Genomic DNA, 19544 nt, shown 5'->3' on the forward strand with positions numbered 1-19544 from the left:
TGCGCGCCAGGATTTTCCGTCTACGTTGTCGCCGGCCTCACCGGGGGCGGATGCGGCGCAGCGACACCGACTCGTCGTCTTCCGATCCGAAGTCGTCGTAATGGACCGGGCAGCGGCCATCCTTGCGCGGCCTGTCCTTCACCGTGGCGGGATACCACTCGCCCTTCCATTCCACCGACACGCGCATGCCGGGCTGGCAAAGCGAAGCGCCCGCCGGGTAACCACCGGTGGCATTGGCGGGAGCGGGCGCCATCGCGGCTCCCGGCGGCAGGGGGCTCAGCATCGGTGCCGCCGCGGGAGCCGCAGCCGGCTTCTCCTGGTCGCAGAAGGCGGTGCAGACGCGTTTGGCGATCACCTGCCCACCGCAGCTTCCGCCGAAGCAGTCGCGATAGTCGGACTCGCACCGCGCTTCGCAGCTGCTGTTGCCGCAGGAGTAGGAGCGGTCGAAATCGCCGACCGACTTCTTGATCGGCTTCTTTTCGGCTTGCTGCCGGTTGACATAGGCCTGGTATTCGTAGAGCGCGCGGGACCGCGCCTCGTTCACGCAGGCCTGCTGCGACATTCCGCAATTCTGCCGGCAGTAGTTGCGGTTCTGCTGGCACTGGTTGACGCACAGCCGACCCTCCGCCGACGTCGGCGGGACGAGGCTGTATTGGGTCTCGTAGACGGGACCGCAGGCGCTGAGCAGCGCCATCACGGCAAGGCAGAGGGTGAGCAGGCGGAGCATGCGGCGTGTCTTCCGGGTGGGGTCGCGCGGGAGAAGGAACCGAAGGGTAGCAGCTTGCCGTTCGAGCTACCACCATCGGCCGCGCTTCCGCCCGGCGTGGCGGTTGCGTTAGGGTGGCACATGGTTGCCTCACCCCCCGAACATCACCGCCATTCAGCGACGGACGCCACAGAGGGGCCCGCGGAACACCGCCAGCCGGTCACCGCTCCCGCACCGGCTCCGCGCGTCGCGACTCCGCTGCTGGGACCCGACGATCCGCCGCCGGCGACGACGCTGAACCAGGATGCCGACGGGCCGCTGCTTCTGGTCTGCGACCATGCCTCGCGTGCGATCCCCCGGCTGCTGGGCGATCTCGGCCTGCCGGAAGAGCAGCTCTGCCGCCACATCGCCTACGACATCGGCGCCGCGGAGGTGACGCGGCGGCTGGCTGACCGCTTCGGCGCTGCCGCGGTGCTGTCGGGCTTCTCGCGGCTGGTGATCGACCCGAACCGGGACCTGGACGATCCCACCGCCATTCCGGTGGTCAGCGACGACGTCGTGATCCCCGGCAACCGCGCGCTCGATGCGGAGGCGCAGGCGCAGCGGGTGGAGGCGCTGTTCAAGCCCTACCACGCCGCGGTGGCGGCGGCCGTGTCGGCGATCCGCGCCCGCGGTCAGGTGCCGGTGATGGTGTCGGTGCACAGCTTCACCCCGGCCATGCGCGGGGTGGCGCGCCCCTGGCACATCGGCGTGCTGTGGGACAACGATCCGCGCCTGCCGGTGCCGCTGATCGAGGCGCTGAAGACCGATGGACGCTGGTGCGTCGGCGACAACCAGCCCTATTCCGGCCGCGGCACGCTGGGCGGCACGGTAGAGACCCACGCGACCCCCGCCGGCTATCCCAACGTCCTGCTGGAGGTGCGGCAGGACCTGATCGCCACGCCGGAAGGCGCCGCTCTGTGGGCGCAGGTGATCGGCGACGCGCTGGAGCCGCTGCTGGCCCTGCCGTCGCTGGCGACCATCCGCCATTATCCCCGGGCCTGAACACCGAATGGAAAGCGCCGTGACCGAACCGTCCTTCACCTTGGGCCTGGAAGAGGAATACCTGCTGATCGACCGCGGCACGCGCGACATCGTGCCCAGCCCGCCGGACGAGATGCTGGAAGCCTGCCAGGAGCAGGCGCCCGGCCGTATCCAGCCGGAATTCCTGCGCTGCCAGATCGAGGTTGGGACGCCCGTCTGCAAGACGCTGGACGAGGCGCGGGCCGAGCTTGCCGCCCTGCGGGCCACCGTGGCGGGGGTGGCCGACCGCTACGGGCTGGCGCCGATCGCCGCTTCCACCCATCCCTTCGCGGCGTGGGAGCCGCAGAAGCACACCAACCGCGACCGCTACAACATGCTGGCCCGCGACCTGGGCGCCCCGGCGCGCCGGCTGATGATCTGCGGCATGCATGTCCATGTCGGGATCGAGGATGACGATCTGCGCATCGACCTGATGAACCAGGTCCGTTATTTCCTGCCGCATCTGCTGGCGCTGTCGACCTCCTCGCCCTTCTGGCGCGGGCGCGACATGGAGCGCCGGTCCTACCGGCTTAGCGTGTGGCACGAGCTGCCGCGCACCGGCATGCCTGCCGGTTTCCAGAGCTTCGGCGAATACCAGAGCCATGTCGCGGTGCTGGTGAACGCCGGGGTGATCGAGGACGCCAGCAAGCTGTGGTGGGACATCCGCCCGTCCTCGCGCTTCCCGACGCTGGAGATGCGCATCACCGACATCTGCACCCGGCTGGACGATGCGGTGACGGTGGCCGCGCTCTATCGCTGCCTGCTGCGCATGCTGTGGCGGCTGAAGCTGCGCAATGTCACCTGGCGGCCCTACAAGAACTTGCTGATCGAGGAGAACCGCTGGCGGGCCCAGCGCTACGGCCTCGACAGCGGGCTGGTCGATTTCGGCCAGGGCCGCATCGTGCCCTATGCCGACCTGCTGGACGAGATCATCGACCTGACCCGCGAGGATGCCCTGCATTTCGGCTGTACCGCCGAGGTCGGACGGGCGCGCGAGATCGTCGAGCGTGGCACCAGCGCTCATCGGCAGATCGAAATCTTCCAACAGGCGCTTGCCGGCGGAGCCGGCGAGGACGAGGCGCTTCGCCGGGTGGTGGACTGGTTGGCGGAAGAGACGATGGTCGGGGTGCGCGACGAGCCGGCGGCGGTCGAAGGTCCTTGACCCCGCCGGCCGCCACCGTCAACGGAATGGCGCCTCGAAGAGATGGGCCTCGCCCTGGACGAGGATTCGCACCCGGCTGCCCGGCCGCGGCAGGTCGAGGCCGGAGTGGCGCAGAAGCAGCGGACCGGGTTGGCCCGGCGCGTCTCCCAGCGAGACGGCGACCTTGCACACCGCTCCGCCGAACTCGACGTCGGTGACGCGCCCCCAGCCTTCGGGACCGCCGCCCTGGCCGCGGGGCGGAAGGTCGGCGTCCTCCACCACCAGTCGGAGCTGTTCCGGGCGCAGCATGATCTCGGCCGCGCCCTGCCGGGCGCCGGAGGCGACCGCCAGCCGGCCGAGGCTGCAGGTCGCCCAGCCGTTCTCGACCTCCGCCGACAGGATGACGGCATCGCCCAGGAAGGTGGCCGTCTCGCGGTCCCGCGGCCGGCGATACAGCTCCTGGGGTGGGCCGACCTGGGCGAGGCGGCCTTCGCGCATCACCGCCACCTGATCGGCGAAGGACAGCGCCTCGCCCTGGTCATGCGTGACGAGGATGGTGGCGATGCCGGCCTCGCGCAGCACGCGGGCGACGGTGCGGCGCATCGACTCGCGCAGGCCGGTGTCGAGCGCCGAGAAGGGCTCGTCCAGCAGCATCAGTGTCGGCTTGCGGGCGAGCGCGCGGGCGAGCGCCACGCGCTGCTGCTGGCCGCCCGACAGCTCGTGCGGCCGGCGCTCCAGCATCTGCCGATCGAGTTCGACCGCCTCCAGCAGATCCAGGATGCGGCTCCGGCGGTTCGCGTCATGGCGGTCGAGCCCGAAGCCGATGTTGTCGGCGATGCTGAGATGCGGAAACAGGGCGCCGTCCTGCGGCACATAGCCGATGCCGCGGCGGTGGGCCGGCACCACGCCGCCTCCCTCCCTGCCATTTCCCATGCCGCCGCTCTCCACCAGCGGGCGCCCATCAAGGATGATCCGGCCGTGGTCGGCGGTCTCGAAACCGGCGATGATGCGTAGAAGCGTGGTCTTTCCCGAACCGGAGCGGCCGACGATGGCGGTACGGCTGCCGGCGGACACCGACAGGTCGACGTCCTCCAGGGCCACCGCGTTGCCGTATCGTTTTCCTAGTCCCTGAACCTGAAGGAAGCTCATCGTCCGGCGGCCCGCTTGGATTGGATGTGGAGGAGGACGGTCATCGGCAGCGAGGCCGCCACCATCATCAGGGCGTAGGGCGCCGCGCCCGCATAGTCGATCTCGCTGGTCAGCGCCCAGAATTCGGTGGCCAGCGTGCGCGTGCCGCTGGGGGCCAGCATCAGGGTCGCCGTCAGCTCGTTGGTGATGCCGAGGGCGACCATCGCCATGCTGGCGGCCGCACCGGGCGCGGCCAGCCGGAAGGTGATCTGGCGCGCCGCCTGCAATGGCGTCCGGCCGAGCGCCATCGCCGCCCGCTCCAACTCGACCGGCGCCTGGGCGATGCTGGCCCGCAGCCCCACCAGCGCCCGCGGCAGGAACAGCAGCATGTAGGCCAGCAGCACGGTGCCGACCGTCTGGTAGAGCGGCAGGGCGACCCGCACGGTGATCGTCACCAGCGCCAGGGCGACGACCACGCCCGGCAGCGAGCCGACATAGTAATGGCAGGCTTCCAGCACCCGCTGGAGCCGGCCGGGCGCGCGCACGGAAAGCCAGGCCATCGGCGCGGCGGCGAGGGTGGTCAGCAGCGCGCCGGACAGCGCCAGCGCCACGGTCTGAAGGACGGCGCCGCCGATCTCGTCGGCCTGCCACACCCGGGCGCCGCCGATGGCGATCCAGCGGCCGAGCGTCAGCAGCGGCACACCCAGCGAAAGTGCCGCGAACAGCAAGGGAATCAGCAGGCAGGGCAGGGCGGCCCGGCCGAGGCGCACCGACGGAGCCTGGCGCGCGGCGCCGCTGCCGACGCGAGCGTAGCGCTCCCGGCCGCGCAGAAGGACCTCGCCGCCCATCAGCCCCATGCAGAGCGCCACCAGCACACCGGCCAGCATGTTCGCCGCCGGACCGTTGTAGGCCGATTGGAACTGGTCGACGATCGCCGTCGTGAAGGTGTCGAACTGGATCATCACATAGAGGCCGTATTCGGCCAGCAGATGCAGGCCGATCAGCAGCGACCCGCCGCAGACGGCCAGCCGCAGCTGGGGCAGCACCACCGTCAGGAAGACCCGCCAGGGCCCACGGCCCAGCGAGGCGGCGACGTCCTCCATCGTCGGATCGAGCCGGCGCAGCTGTGCCGCCACCGGAAGGTAGAGGAACGGCGAATAGGCAAGGACCGAGACCAGCACCGCGGCAGCCAGCCCGTGCATGCCGGGGGCGACGGTCACCCAGGCATAGCTGTGGACGAAGGCGGGAACCGCCAGCGGCGCCACCGCCAGCCAAGCCCAGAACCGCCGGCCGGGCAGGTCGGAGCGTTCGGTCAGCCAAGCCAGCGCCACCGCCACCACGACCGACAGCGGCAGGGTCAGCGAAACCAGCAGCAGCGTGTTCACCAGCAGCTCGCCGACCTTGCGGCGGAAGACCAGCTCGACGACCGTGTCCCATCCGGTCTGGATGGTGATCCAGACGACGAAGGCGAGCGGCATCAGGGCAAGCGCCGCAACCAGCGCCGTCACGGCAAGGACGGGCAGCGGCGCGCGAGCGCTTCCCGGCACGGTGGCGAAGGGCGCCGCCACGCGCAAGGCGGATCGGCCGTGGTCAGGTGGAGAGTGCGGGCAGGGCGGATGAAGAGCGATGACGATGAACTCCGGGTCCGTTCCCTTGGGCTCCACCCACTTGGGCGGAATCGGACCGACGTCGCCCGCGGCCCGATGCCGCAGGCGACGGCAGAAGGGATTACAGCAGGCCGGCCGCCGTCATCAAGTCGGTGACGGCCTTATTGTTGAGCGCCTCCGGCTTGACCTTCGGCGCCTGGAGCTTGTCGAGCGGTTCCAGCTTGGCATTGGAAGCGATGCCGCCGGCGACGGCGTATTCATAGGAATCGCCGTCGCGCAGGACTTCCTGCCCGCCCTTGCCGGTCAGGAACTTCACGAAAGCCTCGGCCTCGCGCTTGTTCTTGCTCGATGCCAGGACGCCGGCGCCGGAGATGCTGACGAAGGCGCCCGGATCGCCGTTGCGGAAATAATGCAGGGCGACGTTCTTGCTGTTCTCGCCGCCGGTCCGGGCCTGATCGCCGATGTAATAATAATGGTAGATCACGGCGCCCTCGACCTCGCCGGCATTCACCGCCTTCATGGCGACGCTGTTGCCGCGGTAGGGCTTGGCGTTCTCCTTCATCGCCTTCAGCCAAGAGGCGGTGGCGGCCTCGCCCTTGAGCTGGAGGAGAGCCCCGACGATCGCCTGGAAATCGGCCCCGGCGGGCGAGGCGGCCCAGCGGCCCTTCCAGCTCGGATCGGCCAGATCGAGCAGCGACTTCGGCAGCTTGTCCTGGGTCAGCTTGCCGGTGTTGTAGGCGAAGACGGTCGAACGGGCGGCGATGCCGACCCAATGGCCGTTGGCCGGGCGGAAGCTTTCGGGCACCGGAGCCAGCGTCTCGGCGCCGAGCGGCGCGAACAGCCCGGCACTGTCCACCAGCGCCATCGCCGGCGAATTTTCGGTCAGGAACACGTCGGCGGGGGAGGCGGCTCCCTCCTGCACGATCTGGTTGCCCAGCTCCATGTCGCTGCCGTTGCGCACGGTCACCTTGATGCCGGTCTCGCGGGTGAAACGCTCCACCCATTCCTTGGTCAGGCTGGCGTGCTGGGCGTTGTAGACCGTGATGCCATCGGCGCCCGGCGCGGTCTGGGCCAGTGCCGGGCCGGTCAGAGCCGCGGCCGGCAAAGCGGCCAGCGCGGTGGCGAGGGCGAGCGAACGGACGAACTGGAATCGGGTGATGGTCATTCCAACCTCTTCTGCAAACGGCACCGCCTGTCGGGCGGCACCGATCCGCCTTTTATTCTCTTCGGAAACTTGTTGCAACTTGTTCTCATTCGCGGATTTTCTCCTGCCATTCTTCCTCCCTACCGCCTTGACGTTCACGTCAGGTCTCCATACGCTTCCGCACCGTCGATGCCGCTGGAATGCGGGTTGAACAGGGCTGGCAAACAAGACGCCGAAAAGCGCGGGAGGGCCGCTCGACCATAGGCGGCCCTCTTTTAAAAATTTCGGCATCAATCCGAAGGGGAGGGGGGAGCATGGCCGGCGCCAAGTTCCTGAAGTTCGATACGCAGAGCCTGCATGCGGGGCAGAAGCCCGATCCGGCGACCGGGGCGCGGGCGGTTCCGATCCACCTGACCTCCTCCTACGTCTTCAGCGACGTCGATCAGGCGGCCGCGCTGTTCAACCTGGAACGGCCGGGGCACATCTATTCGCGCATCTCCAACCCCACCGTCGCGGTGCTGGAGGAGCGGCTGGCGACGCTGGAAGGCGGGGTGGGTGCCGTCTGCACCGCCAGCGGCCAGGCGGCGCTGTCGCTGGCGATCATGACGCTGATGGGGGCGGGCGGGCACATCGTCGCCTCCTCCTCGATCTATGGCGGCAGCCGCAACCTGCTGGCCTACACGCTGCCGCGCTTCGGCATCACCACCAGCTTCGTTCATCCGCGCGACCTCGACGGCATCCGCGCGGCGATCCGCCCCGAAACCCGGCTGGTCTTCGGCGAGGTGCTGGGCAATCCGGGGTTGGAGGTGCTGGACGTGCCGAAGGTCGCGGCCATCGCGCATGAGGCCGGCATCCCGCTGCTGATCGATTCGACCTTCACCACCCCCTATCTCTGCCGGCCGTTCGAGCATGGCGCCGACCTGGTCATGCATTCCTGCACCAAGTGGCTGGGCGGGCACGGCACCGCCATCGGCGGGGTGGTGATCGACGGCGGCAGTTTCGACTGGGAGGCGTCCGGCCGGTTCCCGACCCTGACGGAGCCCTATGCCGGCTATCACGGCATCGATTTCGCCGAGGAATACGGCCCCGCCGCCTTCATCGCCCGCGCCCGTGCCGAGGGACTGCGCGATTTCGGCGCCTGCATGAGCCCGATGAACGCCTTCCAGATCCTGCAGGGGGTGGAAACGCTGCCGCTGCGGATGAAGTGCCATATCCACAACGCCCGCAAGGTCGTCGGTTTCCTGGAAGGAGAGCTGTGTGCCGGGAAGGGGGCGGTCGCCTGGGTCTCCTATCCGGAGCTGGTGGACCATCCCGACCATGCGCTGGCCGCCCGGCTGCTGCCGCATGGCGCCGGCTCGATCATCTCCTTCGGCATCCGCGGCAGCGGGCAGGGCGGCAGCCGCGAGGCCGGGCGCCGCTTCATCGAGTCGTTGAGCCTGTTCTCGCATCTCGCCAATGTCGGCGACGCCAAGTCGCTGGTGATCCACCCCGCCAGCACCACCCATGCCCAGCTGGACGCCGAGGCGCTCGCCGCCGCCGGGGTGGGGGAGGACATGATCCGCCTGTCCATCGGGCTGGAGGATTGCGAAGACCTGATCGACGACCTGAAGCAGGCGCTGCGCGCCGCCACCAAGGGCTGAGGGCCGCGCCATGCAGCTGACCGTCAACGGAACCCCCGTCTTCGTCCACACCGGCGGCCGGGAGATCGACCCCGCGCGCCCCGCGATCGTTCTGATCCACGGCGCCGGCATGGACCACAGCGTGTGGAGCCTGCAAAGCCGCTATCTCGCCCATCATGGCCGCTCGGTGCTGGCGGTCGACCTGCCGGGCCATGGCCGCTCCGGCGGCGAAGCGCTGGGCAGCATCGCCGCCATCGCCGACTGGGTGATCGCCCTGCTGGACGCCGCCGGGCTGGAGCGGGCGGCGCTGGTCGGCCATTCGATGGGCGCGCTGGTGGCGCTGGACGCCGCCGCCCGCCATGGCGGGCGCATCGGGGCGATCGCCCTGCTGGGCGTGGCGGAGCGGATGCCGGTCCATCCCGACCTGCTGGCCGCCGCCCATGCCGGCGAACCGTCGGCCATCGAGATGGTGGTCGGCTGGGGCTTCGGCCCGCGTGGCCATGGCGGCGCCCAGGGTGGCGGCTGCCCGACGCCGGGGCTTGCGCTGATCCCCGGCGGACGCCGGCTGATGGCGTCGGTGCGGCCGGGCGTGCTGGGCGTCGACCTCGCCGCCTGCAACGACTATGCGCAAGGGGCGGAGGCCGCCGCGGCGGTCTCCTGCCCGGCGCTGTTCCTGCTGGGGGCGCTCGACAAGATGACGCCGGCGAAGGCTGGGCGGTCGCTGGCGGCCTGCGTCAAGATTTCGCAGGTCGTCGTCCTGCCGCAAACCGGACATATGGTGATGACCGAAGCCCCCGACGCAGTGCTGGAAGCCTTGGAATCCTTCCTTTCCTTGCGTCGGGGATAGGGCTTTCCACGCCGTAGCCTTCGGCTGATGGTCGGGTTGTTCCTGACATGAGCCATCGACCACCCCTGAATAGTCTGCCCGGCGGAATCGAAGCCATCCCGCCGATCGCGGCGGAGCCGGGGAGGGATCATTTTGCAGAATGGCGAGCATGGCGCCGCCGAGCGTGGGGGCGACGGAATTGGACCGGCGGCCCTTGCTTCCGGCAGGACAGGGGCCAGCCAAGCGCGCTGCCGCAACTTGGCGGATGCGGTGCCGGTCGGCGGACCGCGGGCCGAGGCCCTGCGGCTGTCGGAGGTACGCAACGAAGCGATTCTCGACAGCGTCGCCGACGCGATCCTGACGATCAACGAGGCGGGCGTGCTGCTCGGCTTCAACCGCGCGGCGGAGGCGATGTTCGGCGTTCCGTCCGAGGAACTGCTGTGGCGTCCGCTCGACCGCCTGATCCCGCTGGCCGACCTGCGGGAGGAGGGCGGCGTCCGGCTGGAGTTCGCATCCGGCCAGACGACGGCGCTGGTGGCCCGCGACCGGGCGGCGGAGGCGGAGCGTGCCGACGGTACCCGCTTTCCGGTGGAACTGTCGGTCAGCGTCAGCGAGGTCGCGGGGCGGCGGCTCTACACCGCCATCCTCCGTGACGTGTCCGGGCGCCGCCGGGTGGAGGCCGAACTGCTGGCCGCCAAGGAAGCCGCGGAAGCGGCCGACCGTGCCAGGTCGATCTTCGTCGCGACCATGAGCCATGAGCTGCGCACCCCCCTGAATGCGGTGATCGGTTTCTCCCAACTGCTGGAGGCCCGCGCCGGGCAGGTCGGAGGAGAGGGGCAAACACAGGGGGACGAGCGGCTGCGCAGCTGTGTCGGCGCGATCCGTCAGGCCGGCGAACGGCTTCTGGCGATCATCGACGACATTCTCGACATGGCGCGCGTCGATACCGGCGGGCTGTCGCTGACCGATGGGGCGGTGGATCCGTCGGTCCTTGCGGAACGGGCCGTGGCGGACCTGCGGTTCCATTCCACCCGCCAGGGGGTGACGGTGGAAGTGGTGGCCTGCCGCCGGTCCGCGGCGACGAGCGGCGCCTGGGTCAGGCGCTGGGCAACCTGCTGTCCAACGCCATCAAGTTCAGTCCCCCAGGGTCTGCCGTGACCTTGGCGGCGGGGCTCGCCGCGGACGGCTGGCTCGAACTGTCGGTCCGCGACCACGGCGTCGGCATGCGGCCGGAGGACATCGCGACGGCCTTGTCTCCCTTCGCCCAACTCGATCAGGGTGTCACCCGCCGCCATGAGGGTGTCGGGCTCGGCCTGCCGCTGGCGGTCCGTCTGGTGGAGGCCCATGGCGGCACGCTCGTGCTGGACAGCGCGCCGGACCAGGGCTGCACCGCCACGATCCGCTTGCCGCCGTCGCGCATCATGACCATCGAAGAGCTTCTGGCGGTGATGTGCTGATCTGGCCTGCGCCGCCCGGATGTGCCAGAAGCTGTCGCAGAGAGTCCGCCGGTGTGCGGACGGCTTCGGAAAGGCAGGTGTGTGATGGCGGATCAGGATAAGCCGAGGGAAACGCAGAGGGATGCGGTCGTGCTGGTCAGCGGCGGGCTCGATTCCACGACGGTGCTCGCCATCGCCAAGGCGGAGGGCTACCGCGTCAATGCCCTGAGCTTCCGCTACGGCCAGCGTCATGCGGTGGAACTGGAGGCGGCGCGGCGGGTGGTCGCGGCGATGGGGGTGGAGCGGCATGTGATCGCCGACATCGACCTGCGCGCCTTCGGCGGCTCCGCCCTGACCGACGCCATCGACGTGCCGAAGCACGGCAACGCGGCCGAGCTGGGGGAGGGCATTCCGGTCACCTATGTCCCGGCGCGCAACACCGTTTTCCTGTCCTTCGCGCTGGCCTGGGCGGAGACGCTGGGGGCGTCCGACCTGTTCATCGGCGTCAATGCGCTGGATTACTCCGGCTATCCCGACTGCCGCCCCGAATACATCGCCGCCTTCGAGACGCTGGCGAACCTTGCCACCAAGGCGGGGGTGGAAGGGTCCAGCCGGTTCAAAATCCATGCGCCGCTGATGACCCTGGACAAGGCCGCCATCGTCCGCCGCGGGCTGGACCTGGGGGTGGATTACGGCCTCACCCATTCCTGCTACGACCCGACGCCAGAGGGGCTGTCCTGCGGCGCCTGCGACAGCTGTTTGTTGCGCCTGAAGGGCTTCGCCGAAGCCGGAACGACTGACCCGATTCGTTACGGTGCCGCATCGAAATCGTAACGGACGGGATCGTTTCGGAATCCGTAAGTACGTCCATGGCGTCTCTTCACAGGTGGCAAGTGGGGAGGTTCGGGCCGGTCTAAGCGGACGGTGCCTGCTTGCGACAACGCTGCGCGGATCGACCACCGATTGTCGAGCCTGTGAGGAAATCGGACTCTTATGAAAAAGCCCTGATTTGGCAGGCGCTCACATCTCCCACTCGTCATCCCCGCGGAGGCGGGGAACCAGGATTTCCAACACAAGTGCTTGTGAGGGCTGGATTCCCGCCTTCGCGGGAATGACGTCCGAGAAAAGCGCGCGATACGATCCAACGCGGCGTTGCTCGAACTTGGGACTTTCTCGGCAAGTCGCCGATTTCTTCACAGGCTCAGTCGCAGGATTCGCTCTTGCTGAACAAGATAAAATTTTATATAAAAGCATATCGATTTGTCCGGAATGATCAGGGAGCGGATCATGGCCGTCGCCGCCTGGATGGGACAGCGCCTGAACACCGCCGCGTGGGCGGCGCGTCGCGAGCGTCGCCTTGCGACCGCCCGCAAACGTGGCCGGTCCCGCGACATCGCCCGCCTGATGCTGGTCGCTTCCGTCCTCGTGCTGGGCGTTCTCGCGGTGGAGATCGGGCGCAAGGCCGTCACCATCCTCAGCCACAGCGCCGGCCAGAACTCGGTCGAGATCACCGGCTGAAGGAGCGATCAGGGAAGCGCTAGAGGATGCCGGTCAGGGCAGCACCACCACATAGCGCTTGGTGGTCGCCGCCACCACCGTCCAGCTTCCCTGGAAACCGGGTTCGATGACGAAACGGTCTCCCGCCTTCAAGGTCCATGACCGGCCGTCCTCATGGGCGACGACGCTTTCGCCCTCCAGGATCTCGCAATATTCCCACTCGTCATAGACGATGCGCCAGGAACCCGGCGTCGATGCCCAAATGCCGGCGAAGCGCTTGCCGTCGGCCGATTCGTAGCCGTTCCAGGTGGTGAAGACCGGCGCCCCCGACAGGATGCGGTCGGCCGCCGGGGCGCCGGTTTCCGGCGTGACGCCGTCGAGGTCGGGCAGGGGAAACAGGGTCATCGTCAAGGTTCCTCACCAATCCGCCAGCAGGGCCGGCAGGTCGCGGATCGACTCCAGCCGGCGATAATGCTCGTCCGGCACCTCCGCCTCCTCATGCGCCCAGGTGATGGCGTAGGGAATGTGGACGGCATGGGCGCCGGTCGCCAGCACCGGCAGGATATCGGAGCGTACCGAATTGCCGACCATCAGGAAACGCGCCGGGTCGATGCCATGGCGCTCCATCACCCGGCGGTAAGTGCCCGGATCCTTCTCGCTGACGATCTCCACCGCATGGAACAGCTCCGACAGGCCGGAGCGGGCGATCTTGCTTTCCTGGTCGAACAGGTCGCCCTTGGTGATCAGCACCAGCCGGTGACGGCCGGCCAGCGTCTCCACCACCTCGGCCACGCCGGGCAGCAACTCCACCGGATGCTCCAGCATCGCCTTGCCGAAGTCGATCAGGCTCTGCAGGTCGCGGGCCGCGACATGGCCGTCGGTGACGGCGATCGCCGTCTCGATCATCGACAGCACGAAGCCCTTGATGCCATAGCCATAGACGCGGAGGTTCGCCCGCTCGGCCTCCAACAGGCGGCGGTCCAGGTCCGTCGGGTCGGCGGCATGGGCGAGCAGGGCGCGGAAGCGGTCCTGCGTCATCGAGAACAGCGATTCATTGTGCCAGAGCGTGTCGTCGCCATCGAAGCCGATGGTGTCGAAGCCGTGTCGGCTGCCCTGATCACCGGCGTCGGGTATACCGCTCATATGCCTGTCCGCCCTTCCGCCCGATTGATCCGTAAGTAAAACAATATATCCCCCAAGTCAGGTTATCTTGTCCAGGGGATGCCGGAGTGGAAGTCCTTTATTGTCAGTCTAGCGAACCGTAAGTATCCGCAATGACGTTTCTGCCACAGATCGGTGACATTCCACGGCGAGTTCTTCGCTGCCTGCAAAGCGGGCATGTTGCCGTCGGGGGTGGCAACATGGCTCAAAGAAGCATAATTATATTTCCACACAAGGGGGACGTGATCGCCGACCGGCGGACCCTCCATAACAAGACATCTCAGGAATCTCCATCATGGCAACCCTTCTGCATTCGGCCGAAGCCGGCCGCACCTCCTCCCCCTTCGCCCATGTCGTCGAAATGGCGTCGAACCTGCTGGGCCTGTGGCGCCAGCGCGTCGTGACCCGCCGCGAGCTGGGTTATCTGGACGACCGCATGCTCCAGGACATCGGCTTCAACCGTCTGGATGCCGAGCGCGAGATGTCGAAGCCGTTCTGGCGCGAATGACCGCGTGTACGCCGATCGGCGAACGCACCGAGAAAGGCCGCTTCCGTTGATCGGAAGCGGCCTTTTTCTTGGGTGAACACTTGAGTTGCCTAAAAAATGGGCCTGCATGAAAATGCGGCCGATGTGAAAACGAGAAAGCCCGCCGCCGGGGTGAACCGGCAGGCGGGCTTTTTCTTGGCGGAACCGGGGAAGGGCGGGGCATCGCCCCGCCGCATCCTCAGATGCAGTAATGCTTGAGCGGCTCGAAGCCGTTGAAGCAGACCGCCGAATAGGTCGTCGTATAGGCGCCCGTGGCGTGGATGCGCACGCGGTCGCCACATTTCAGGTCCGTCGGCATCTTGTAGTCGGCGCGCTCGTAGAGCACGTCGGCCGAGTCGCAGGTCGGGCCGGCCAGGATCACCGCCTCGCGGTCGCTCTCCAGATCATCGCCCAGCACCTCGATCGGATACTGGATGGCCTCGTCCATCGTCTCGGCCAGACCGCCGAACTTGCCGATGTCCAGGTAGACCCAGCGCTTGGGATCCTCGGCCGACTTGCGCGACACCAGGACCACTTCGCTCTCGATGATGCCGGCGCTGCCGACCATGCCGCGGCCGGGCTCGACGATGGTCTCCGGCAGATGGTTGCCGAAGTGATTGCGCAGCGAGTCGAAGATCGCCTGACCATAGGCCGTGCATTCCGGCACGTCGGTGCGGTAGCGGGTGGGGAAGCCGCCGCCCAGATTGATCATGCCGAGGTCGACGCCCAGCACCTCAAGCTCGCGGAACAGCTGCGCCACCTGGAAGATGGCGTGGTCCCACTGCATCAGGTCCTTCTGCTGCGAGCCGACATGGAAGGACACGCCATAGGGCTGCACGTCCATGTCGCGAGCCTTCAGCAGCAGCGCGCGGGCCATCGCCAGATCGCAGCCGAACTTGCGCGACAGCGGCCATTCGGCGCCCTCGCCCGACGTCAGGATGCGGCAGAAGACGCGGGCGCCGGGGGCAGCGCGCTCGATCTTCTCCAGTTCCGGCTCGCTGTCGAAGGCGAACAGGCGCACGCCCAGCTCGAAGGCGCGGCGGATGTCGCTTTCCTTCTTGATGGTGTTGCCGAAGGAGATGCGGTCCGGCGTGGCGCCGGCGGCCAGCGCCATCTGGATTTCCGGGACCGAGGCGCAGTCGAAGGCGGAGCCGAGACGGGCCAGCAGGCTGAGGATTTCCGCCGCCGGGTTCGCCTTCACCGCATAGAAGATGCGGGCGTCGGGCAGGGCGTCGTGCAGATCGTTGTAGTTCTGCTCGACGACATCCAGGTCGATGACGAGGCAAGGGGTCTGCGGGCGCTGCTCTTCGAAAAAGCGCGCAATCTTCTGGGTCATCTCAGTCTCCTGGGACGCAAGATGATGGAACGGAACGGGTGAAGTCGGGGGCACGGAGCGGCCGGGCGGGCCGATCAGCAACTGAAAAAGCTGATCAGGCGCTCAGGCCGCCGATACTGGATTGCCCCGTACAGAACCCTGTTCTGTCCGTATGGTCCAGGAGCGGCAGATTTCGGAGACGGGTGAGCACGCGCCCACCCACAACAACATCAACCATCGTAACCTCCAAGTCGCCGCCTTGTTTAAGGGACGGTCGGGGATCACGCGTTACGTCGTTGCATAACCACATCTCGGAGACGCCGAGGGGCGGGCCAGCGGCACGTGCGCTTGCGAGTTCGCGTTACATAGATCCAACGTGATCGAATGCAAAGTGAAAAATGCGGTCCGCCCCAAAAAAGTGGCAGGCCGTTTGGGAGGCAGAAAAACCGGAGCGATTTCATGGGCTTGACCACGGTTCTGACTGCGGAGGAGATTGGGCTGCGGCTGCTGGCGGCGGCCTTCTGTGGTGTGTTGCTCGGACTCGACCGCGAGATGCGCGGCAAGGCGGCGGGGCTGCGCACGCATACGCTGATATCCATCAGCTGCGCGCTCACCACGCTGGTTGCATTGGAGCTTTATGTCGGGCTGCAGGCGACCGGGGACGAGCGGCCGAGCGACCCGGTGCGGGTGATCCAGGGCGTGGCGCAGGCGGTCGGCTTCATCAGCGCCGGCGTGATGTTCCGGTCGGGCGACAGCGTGCGCGGGGCGACCACCGCGGCGGTCATCTGGGTGGCCGGGGCGCTGGGGATCGCCTGCGGCGCCGGATATTTCATGCTGGCGGGCATGACGCTCGGCCTGTGCCTGATCGTGACGATCCTGTTCACCGTCCTGCTGGACCGCTTCCCGCAGCTGGGAAAGGATGACGAGGACAGCAGGGCGCGGGAACGCCGCCGCGCCTCCCGCCACTCTTCTCCACGGGGCCGGATCAGGCGGATCGCCCGCTCGTCGCGGGAATGACCAGCAGCCGGTGCGCCAGCAGCGCGCCGAAGCCGACCAGCCCGATCGCCCCCATCATCGGCAGGGCGGTACCGTCGTTCAGGTGGCCGACGACGATGCCGATCGCCGCAGCGATGGACATCTGGGCGAAGCCCAGCAGCGAGGAGGCCAGCCCGGCCATGGTGGCATAGGGGCCGACGGCGTTGGCGGTGGCGTTGGGCAGGGTCAGCCCGGTGCCCAGGATGAACAGGAAGACCGGCACCACGATGGCCAGCAGATGCAGCACCCCGGCCAGCGCCAGCGCCCCTCCCGCCAGCCCGCCGGCCAGCGACAGCAGCGTGCCGATCCGGATCATCCGCGCGCCGCCCAGCCGCGGCGTCAGCCGCCCGGCCAGGAAGGTGCCCAGCATGTAGCCCAGCACCACCGCGCCGAAGCTGGCGCCATACTGCGCCGGGGTCAGGTGCAGCCGCTCGATCAGCACGAAGGACGAGCCGGAGATGAAGGAGAAGATGCCGCTGTAGGAAAAGGCGACCACCAGCACATAGCCGACGAAGCCGCGGTTGCGCAGCAGAAGCAGGTAGTTGGCCACCAGCCGGGCGGGCCGCAGCGCCTCCTCGTCGCGGTGCGCGTTGGTCTCGCCCAGCATCGACCACACGGCGGCCAGGATGCCGCAGGCGAAGATGGTCAGCAGCACGAAGTTGGCGCGCCAGCCGAACCATTCCGTCAGCACGCCGCCCAGCATCGGACCCACCGCCGGGGCCAGCGCCATCGCCATCGACATATAGGCCAGAACCGTCGCCGCCCGGTCCCGGCCGAAGACGTCGCGCACCACGGCACGCGCCACCACGGGTCCGCAGCAGGCCCCCAGCGCCTGGAAGAAGCGGGCGGCGATCAGCGCCTCGATGCTGCTGGTCATGGCGCAGACCGCGCTGGCCGCCAGATAGATCGCCACCCCCACCAGCAGGGTCGGACGCCGGCCGAACCGGTCGGACATCGGGCCATAGACCAGTTGCGACACCGCGAAGCCGACCAGGAAGATTGACAGCGTCATCTGCACCGTGGCGACGTCGGTGCCGAACACCCGCACCAGCGTCGGCAGCGACGGCAGATACAGGTCGGTGGACAGCGGGCCGAAGGCGACCAGGGCCGTCAGCAGGACGCGGATGGTCAGGGAGTCGGGGCGGGGCATTGATGACTTTGGAGCGAAGCGGAGACGGGACGGCACTGTATCAGATGAAACCACTGCCGCCAGCGCGGATCGCGCGCGGCTTCCCGAGCCGCGGCACCCTGCACCCGATCACTTTGCCGGCAGCACCATGCGGATGCAGCGCGACAGAACCGTGTTGCCGGTCATCTCGCGGTAGTTCTGGATGATGATCGGCTCGGCCGCCTTGCATTGCTCCAGGCTGGCGAATTCCAGCGTGGTCGGGCCGCCCTGGTTCAGCATGAACAGAAGCATCAGAACGCGTTCCATCCCTTTGGCCCCCCACCGGCCCTTCCGGTCAGCCGGCCGCCAGCACGGCGCGGGCGGCGGCGGCATCCTGCACGATCTGGTCCTTCAGCGCGGCGAAGCTCGGGAACTTCATCTCCGGCCGCAGGAAATCGATCATCTGTACCCTGAGATGCAGGTCGTAGAGGTCGAGGTCGACGTCGAACAGGTGGGCCTCCAGCCGGGCGACCGTGCCGTCGACGGTGGGGCGGGCGCCGAGATTGGCCACGCCCGGCAGCCAGACGGTCTCGCCGCCGCGGTCGACGCCGGCGCGCACCGCATAGACGCCGAAGGCCGGGCGCAGATACTCGCCCAGCTCGATGTTCGCGGTCGGGAAGCCGATGGTGCGGCCGCGCTGGTCGCCGTGGACGACGCGCCCCTCGATCTCCCAGGAATGGCCCAGCACATGGGCGGCCTCGCGCGGACGGCCGGCGGTCAGCGCGTCGCGCGCACGGGTGGAGGAGTAGACGCCGCCCTGCTCGTCGGACACCGGCCCGACCTCGGTCACGCCGAAGCCCCGGGCGCGGCCCGCCTGCAGCAGGAAGGCCGGGTCGCCCGAGCGCTTGTGGCCGAACAGGAAGTCGTAGCCGCAGACGACATGCCGCACGCCGAGCCCACCCACCAGGATCTCGTCGACGAAGGCCTGCGCGGTCTTGTGGCGGAAGCCGTCGTCGAAATGGCAGACGATCAGCTGGTCTACGCCCAGCGCCTCGATATGGCGGGTCTTGACCCGGAAGGGGGTCAGGCGGAAAGGCGGGTCGTCGGGGCGGAAAACGCTGCGCGGGTGCGGCTCGAAGGTGACGACGGCCGATGGAACGCCCATCTCGGCCGCGAGGCGCTGGGCGGTGCCGATGACCGTCTGATGCCCGCGATGGACGCCGTCGAAATTGCCGAGCGCCACGACGGCGCCCCGCTCTTCGGCCGGCAGGTCGGCGGTGTGTCTGTACAGTCGCATGCGCGCCCCGGTGCTGTGGGCGGACCCCGGCGGGCCCGCTTGCTCGGGCGTCTATATAGACCGACGCCGGCGTGCGGTAAACGCGCCGGCGTCGTTTTGCGGTTCGAAGCCGGACTTCAGCCGCGGGAGGGGACCATCAGCAGCGCTTCGCCCTCGACCACCACGGTCTCGCCGACGGTGCAGACGGTCTTGATGACGCAGCGGCGCTTTTCCGGGATCAGTTCGGTGATGGTGGCGCGGGCGGTGACGGTGTCGCCGGCACGGACCGGGGCCTTGAACTTCAGCGTCTGGCTCATGTAGATGCAGCCCGGCCCCGGCAGCTTGGTGCCCAGAACGGCCGAGATGAAGCCGACCGTCAGCATGCCGTGGGCGATGCGGCCCTGGAACATGGTGGTGGCGGCATATTCCTGGTTGATGTGGACCGGGTTGGTGTCGCCTGAAATGCCCGCGAACAGGACGATGTCGGCTTCCGTCACCGTCTTGGCGAAGCTGGCCGTCATGCCGACGGACAGGTCTTCGATGCAGTAGCCCTCGGTATCCTTGCGGACCTGACGCACGTCGTCCATCGCAGCAATCCCTCTTTCTCTCGGTGCCTGTTCCGGCGTCTGGCGCCCGGGCGCCGCGCCGTTCGCTGCAGTGCATCGTGTGCGCCGCAGCGAGGGGAATGGCACCACGTCTCCTCCAAAAATGCAAAAAAATCTCTAACGGCCCCTGCAAGTCGGCGAAAGCGGCGGTCGCTCTTGTCGGGAGGCTTCGCCGCAATGAAAGCAATGGGACGAAAGCAGATTACTTCGAGACCAAGGTATAGAAGTAAGAATGATGCCGGATCAGTGGTTTACCAAAAATCTGAGGGGCGATGTCCAGGGGGCGCGCCATTTGCGTGACTTTCAGCGGCCGGGCGTGGCCGCGGCGAAGAAGTCCGCTTCATTTCAATGG

The 19544-nt window shown here is 68.1% G+C and carries 21 protein-coding genes; 10 read left to right on the forward strand and 11 right to left on the reverse strand.

What is annotated here, in order from left to right; translation table 11 throughout:
* Positions 1 to 37: 37 nt before the first annotated feature.
* Positions 38 to 727 carry an MBT domain-containing protein gene (locus JHL17_RS26970; RefSeq protein WP_200197759.1) on the reverse strand — a complete coding sequence of 230 codons (690 nt, stop codon included), beginning with the start codon at positions 725 to 727 and terminating at the stop codon, positions 38 to 40.
* Positions 728 to 847: 120 nt separating this feature from the next.
* Here JHL17_RS26970 and JHL17_RS26975 point away from each other — a divergent pair, with 120 nt between their 5' ends.
* Positions 848 to 1750 (forward strand): N-formylglutamate amidohydrolase, encoded by a 903-nt coding sequence (locus JHL17_RS26975; protein ID WP_200197760.1) that lies wholly within the window; start codon positions 848 to 850, stop codon positions 1748 to 1750.
* A 19-nt stretch (positions 1751 to 1769) separates the two neighbouring features.
* Positions 1770 to 2930 carry a carboxylate-amine ligase gene (locus tag JHL17_RS26980; RefSeq protein ID WP_200197761.1) on the forward strand — a complete coding sequence of 387 codons (1161 nt, stop codon included), beginning with the start codon at positions 1770 to 1772 and terminating at the stop codon, positions 2928 to 2930.
* Between the two features lie 18 nt (positions 2931 to 2948).
* Here JHL17_RS26980 and JHL17_RS26985 read toward each other — a convergent pair whose 3' ends face one another.
* The 3 genes from JHL17_RS26985 to JHL17_RS26995 all read right to left on the reverse strand — a co-directional run bounded on the left by JHL17_RS26985 (position 2949) and on the right by JHL17_RS26995 (position 6809).
* Positions 2949 to 4058, reverse strand: coding sequence for an ABC transporter ATP-binding protein (locus JHL17_RS26985; protein WP_200197762.1), 1110 nt, complete (start codon positions 4056 to 4058; stop codon positions 2949 to 2951).
* Positions 4055 to 5605 (reverse strand): ABC transporter permease, encoded by a 1551-nt coding sequence (locus tag JHL17_RS26990; protein WP_345773886.1) that lies wholly within the window; start codon positions 5603 to 5605, stop codon positions 4055 to 4057. The genes JHL17_RS26985 and JHL17_RS26990 overlap by 4 nt, the downstream gene beginning before the upstream one ends.
* A gap of 160 nt (positions 5606 to 5765) precedes the next feature.
* Positions 5766 to 6809 carry an iron ABC transporter substrate-binding protein gene (locus JHL17_RS26995; RefSeq protein WP_200197763.1) on the reverse strand — a complete coding sequence of 348 codons (1044 nt, stop codon included), beginning with the start codon at positions 6807 to 6809 and terminating at the stop codon, positions 5766 to 5768.
* Between the two features lie 293 nt (positions 6810 to 7102).
* Between JHL17_RS26995 and JHL17_RS27000 the strand changes: the two genes are divergently transcribed.
* The 6 genes from JHL17_RS27000 to JHL17_RS27020 all read left to right on the forward strand — a co-directional run bounded on the left by JHL17_RS27000 (position 7103) and on the right by JHL17_RS27020 (position 12187).
* Positions 7103 to 8428, forward strand: a complete 1326-nt coding sequence (locus JHL17_RS27000) for an O-acetylhomoserine aminocarboxypropyltransferase (protein WP_200197764.1) — start codon at positions 7103 to 7105, stop codon at positions 8426 to 8428.
* 10 nt (positions 8429 to 8438) lie between these two features.
* On the forward strand, positions 8439 to 9254 hold the full coding sequence (locus JHL17_RS27005; protein WP_200197765.1) for an alpha/beta fold hydrolase: 816 nt from the start codon (positions 8439 to 8441) through the stop codon (positions 9252 to 9254).
* 132 nt (positions 9255 to 9386) lie between these two features.
* Complete coding sequence (locus tag JHL17_RS27010) at positions 9387 to 10391, forward strand: histidine kinase dimerization/phospho-acceptor domain-containing protein (protein WP_247893848.1); 1005 nt, start codon at positions 9387 to 9389, stop codon at positions 10389 to 10391.
* Positions 10361 to 10690, forward strand: coding sequence for a sensor histidine kinase (locus JHL17_RS37315; RefSeq protein ID WP_345773915.1), 330 nt, complete (start codon positions 10361 to 10363; stop codon positions 10688 to 10690). Before JHL17_RS27010 ends, JHL17_RS37315 begins: the two co-directional genes overlap by 31 nt.
* An 84-nt stretch (positions 10691 to 10774) precedes the next feature.
* Positions 10775 to 11503, forward strand: a complete 729-nt coding sequence (gene queC, locus JHL17_RS27015) for a 7-cyano-7-deazaguanine synthase QueC (protein ID WP_200197766.1) — start codon at positions 10775 to 10777, stop codon at positions 11501 to 11503.
* 453 nt (positions 11504 to 11956) lie between these two features.
* Positions 11957 to 12187, forward strand: a complete 231-nt coding sequence (locus JHL17_RS27020) for a hypothetical protein (protein WP_200197767.1) — start codon at positions 11957 to 11959, stop codon at positions 12185 to 12187.
* 33 nt (positions 12188 to 12220) lie between these two features.
* Here the strand turns inward: JHL17_RS27020 and JHL17_RS27025 are convergent, their stop codons facing one another.
* Both JHL17_RS27025 and JHL17_RS27030 read right to left on the reverse strand, forming a co-directional pair.
* Positions 12221 to 12571, reverse strand: a complete 351-nt coding sequence (locus JHL17_RS27025) for a cupin domain-containing protein (RefSeq protein WP_200197768.1) — start codon at positions 12569 to 12571, stop codon at positions 12221 to 12223.
* Between the two features lie 12 nt (positions 12572 to 12583).
* The gene (locus tag JHL17_RS27030) at positions 12584 to 13309 is read right to left on the reverse strand and encodes an HAD family hydrolase (protein ID WP_200197769.1); all 726 of its coding nucleotides are present in this window, start codon (positions 13307 to 13309) and stop codon (positions 12584 to 12586) included.
* Positions 13310 to 13622: 313 nt separating this feature from the next.
* Between JHL17_RS27030 and JHL17_RS27035 the strand changes: the two genes are divergently transcribed.
* Complete coding sequence (locus tag JHL17_RS27035) at positions 13623 to 13835, forward strand: DUF1127 domain-containing protein (protein ID WP_200197770.1); 213 nt, start codon at positions 13623 to 13625, stop codon at positions 13833 to 13835.
* Positions 13836 to 14052: 217 nt separating this feature from the next.
* Here JHL17_RS27035 and JHL17_RS27040 read toward each other — a convergent pair whose 3' ends face one another.
* Complete coding sequence (locus JHL17_RS27040) at positions 14053 to 15189, reverse strand: type III PLP-dependent enzyme (RefSeq protein WP_200197771.1); 1137 nt, start codon at positions 15187 to 15189, stop codon at positions 14053 to 14055.
* Positions 15190 to 15627: 438 nt separating this feature from the next.
* Between JHL17_RS27040 and JHL17_RS27045 the strand changes: the two genes are divergently transcribed.
* Positions 15628 to 16185 carry an MgtC/SapB family protein gene (locus JHL17_RS27045; RefSeq protein WP_200197772.1) on the forward strand — a complete coding sequence of 186 codons (558 nt, stop codon included), beginning with the start codon at positions 15628 to 15630 and terminating at the stop codon, positions 16183 to 16185.
* On the opposite strand, the gene JHL17_RS27050 is transcribed toward JHL17_RS27045, so the two are convergent.
* From JHL17_RS27050 to JHL17_RS27065, 4 genes are all read right to left on the reverse strand, one after another.
* Positions 16154 to 17353: a multidrug effflux MFS transporter gene (locus JHL17_RS27050; protein ID WP_200197773.1), complete on the reverse strand. Its 1200-nt coding sequence runs from the start codon at positions 17351 to 17353 to the stop codon at positions 16154 to 16156. The genes JHL17_RS27045 and JHL17_RS27050 overlap by 32 nt on opposite strands.
* A gap of 108 nt (positions 17354 to 17461) precedes the next feature.
* Complete coding sequence (locus JHL17_RS27055; RefSeq protein ID WP_200198536.1) at positions 17462 to 17623, reverse strand: hypothetical protein; 162 nt, start codon at positions 17621 to 17623, stop codon at positions 17462 to 17464.
* Between the two features lie 43 nt (positions 17624 to 17666).
* Positions 17667 to 18608, reverse strand: a complete 942-nt coding sequence (locus JHL17_RS27060) for a bifunctional riboflavin kinase/FAD synthetase (RefSeq protein WP_200197774.1) — start codon at positions 18606 to 18608, stop codon at positions 17667 to 17669.
* Between the two features lie 116 nt (positions 18609 to 18724).
* On the reverse strand, positions 18725 to 19174 hold the full coding sequence (locus JHL17_RS27065; RefSeq protein WP_012973248.1) for a MaoC family dehydratase: 450 nt from the start codon (positions 19172 to 19174) through the stop codon (positions 18725 to 18727).
* Positions 19175 to 19544 lie beyond the last annotated feature (370 nt).

Origin of the sequence: Azospirillum endophyticum, assembly GCF_016595245.1 — a bacterium.
GTDB classification, from domain to species: Bacteria; Pseudomonadota; Alphaproteobacteria; order Azospirillales; family Azospirillaceae; genus Azospirillum; species Azospirillum endophyticum.

Coding starts and splice junctions, on each gene's coding strand:
- JHL17_RS27040 (WP_200197771.1), bottom strand. CDS start 15,189: ATGACCCAGAAGATTGCGCGCTTTTTCGAAGAGCAGCGCCCGCAGACC.
- JHL17_RS26970 (WP_200197759.1), bottom strand. CDS start 727: ATGCTCCGCCTGCTCACCCTCTGCCTTGCCGTGATGGCGCTGCTCAGC.
- JHL17_RS26995 (WP_200197763.1), bottom strand. CDS start 6,809: ATGACCATCACCCGATTCCAGTTCGTCCGTTCGCTCGCCCTCGCCACC.
- JHL17_RS27045 (WP_200197772.1), top strand. CDS start 15,628: ATGGGCTTGACCACGGTTCTGACTGCGGAGGAGATTGGGCTGCGGCTG.
- JHL17_RS27065 (WP_012973248.1), bottom strand. CDS start 19,174: ATGGACGACGTGCGTCAGGTCCGCAAGGATACCGAGGGCTACTGCATC.
- JHL17_RS27050 (WP_200197773.1), bottom strand. CDS start 17,353: ATGCCCCGCCCCGACTCCCTGACCATCCGCGTCCTGCTGACGGCCCTG.
- JHL17_RS27025 (WP_200197768.1), bottom strand. CDS start 12,571: ATGACCCTGTTTCCCCTGCCCGACCTCGACGGCGTCACGCCGGAAACC.
- JHL17_RS27020 (WP_200197767.1), top strand. CDS start 11,957: ATGGCCGTCGCCGCCTGGATGGGACAGCGCCTGAACACCGCCGCGTGG.
- JHL17_RS26985 (WP_200197762.1), bottom strand. CDS start 4,058: ATGAGCTTCCTTCAGGTTCAGGGACTAGGAAAACGATACGGCAACGCG.
- JHL17_RS26975 (WP_200197760.1), top strand. CDS start 848: ATGGTTGCCTCACCCCCCGAACATCACCGCCATTCAGCGACGGACGCC.
- JHL17_RS27035 (WP_200197770.1), top strand. CDS start 13,623: ATGGCAACCCTTCTGCATTCGGCCGAAGCCGGCCGCACCTCCTCCCCC.
- JHL17_RS27005 (WP_200197765.1), top strand. CDS start 8,439: ATGCAGCTGACCGTCAACGGAACCCCCGTCTTCGTCCACACCGGCGGC.
- JHL17_RS27060 (WP_200197774.1), bottom strand. CDS start 18,608: ATGCGACTGTACAGACACACCGCCGACCTGCCGGCCGAAGAGCGGGGC.
- JHL17_RS27000 (WP_200197764.1), top strand. CDS start 7,103: ATGGCCGGCGCCAAGTTCCTGAAGTTCGATACGCAGAGCCTGCATGCG.
- queC (WP_200197766.1), top strand. CDS start 10,775: ATGGCGGATCAGGATAAGCCGAGGGAAACGCAGAGGGATGCGGTCGTG.
- JHL17_RS27055 (WP_200198536.1), bottom strand. CDS start 17,623: ATGCTTCTGTTCATGCTGAACCAGGGCGGCCCGACCACGCTGGAATTC.
- JHL17_RS27030 (WP_200197769.1), bottom strand. CDS start 13,309: ATGAGCGGTATACCCGACGCCGGTGATCAGGGCAGCCGACACGGCTTC.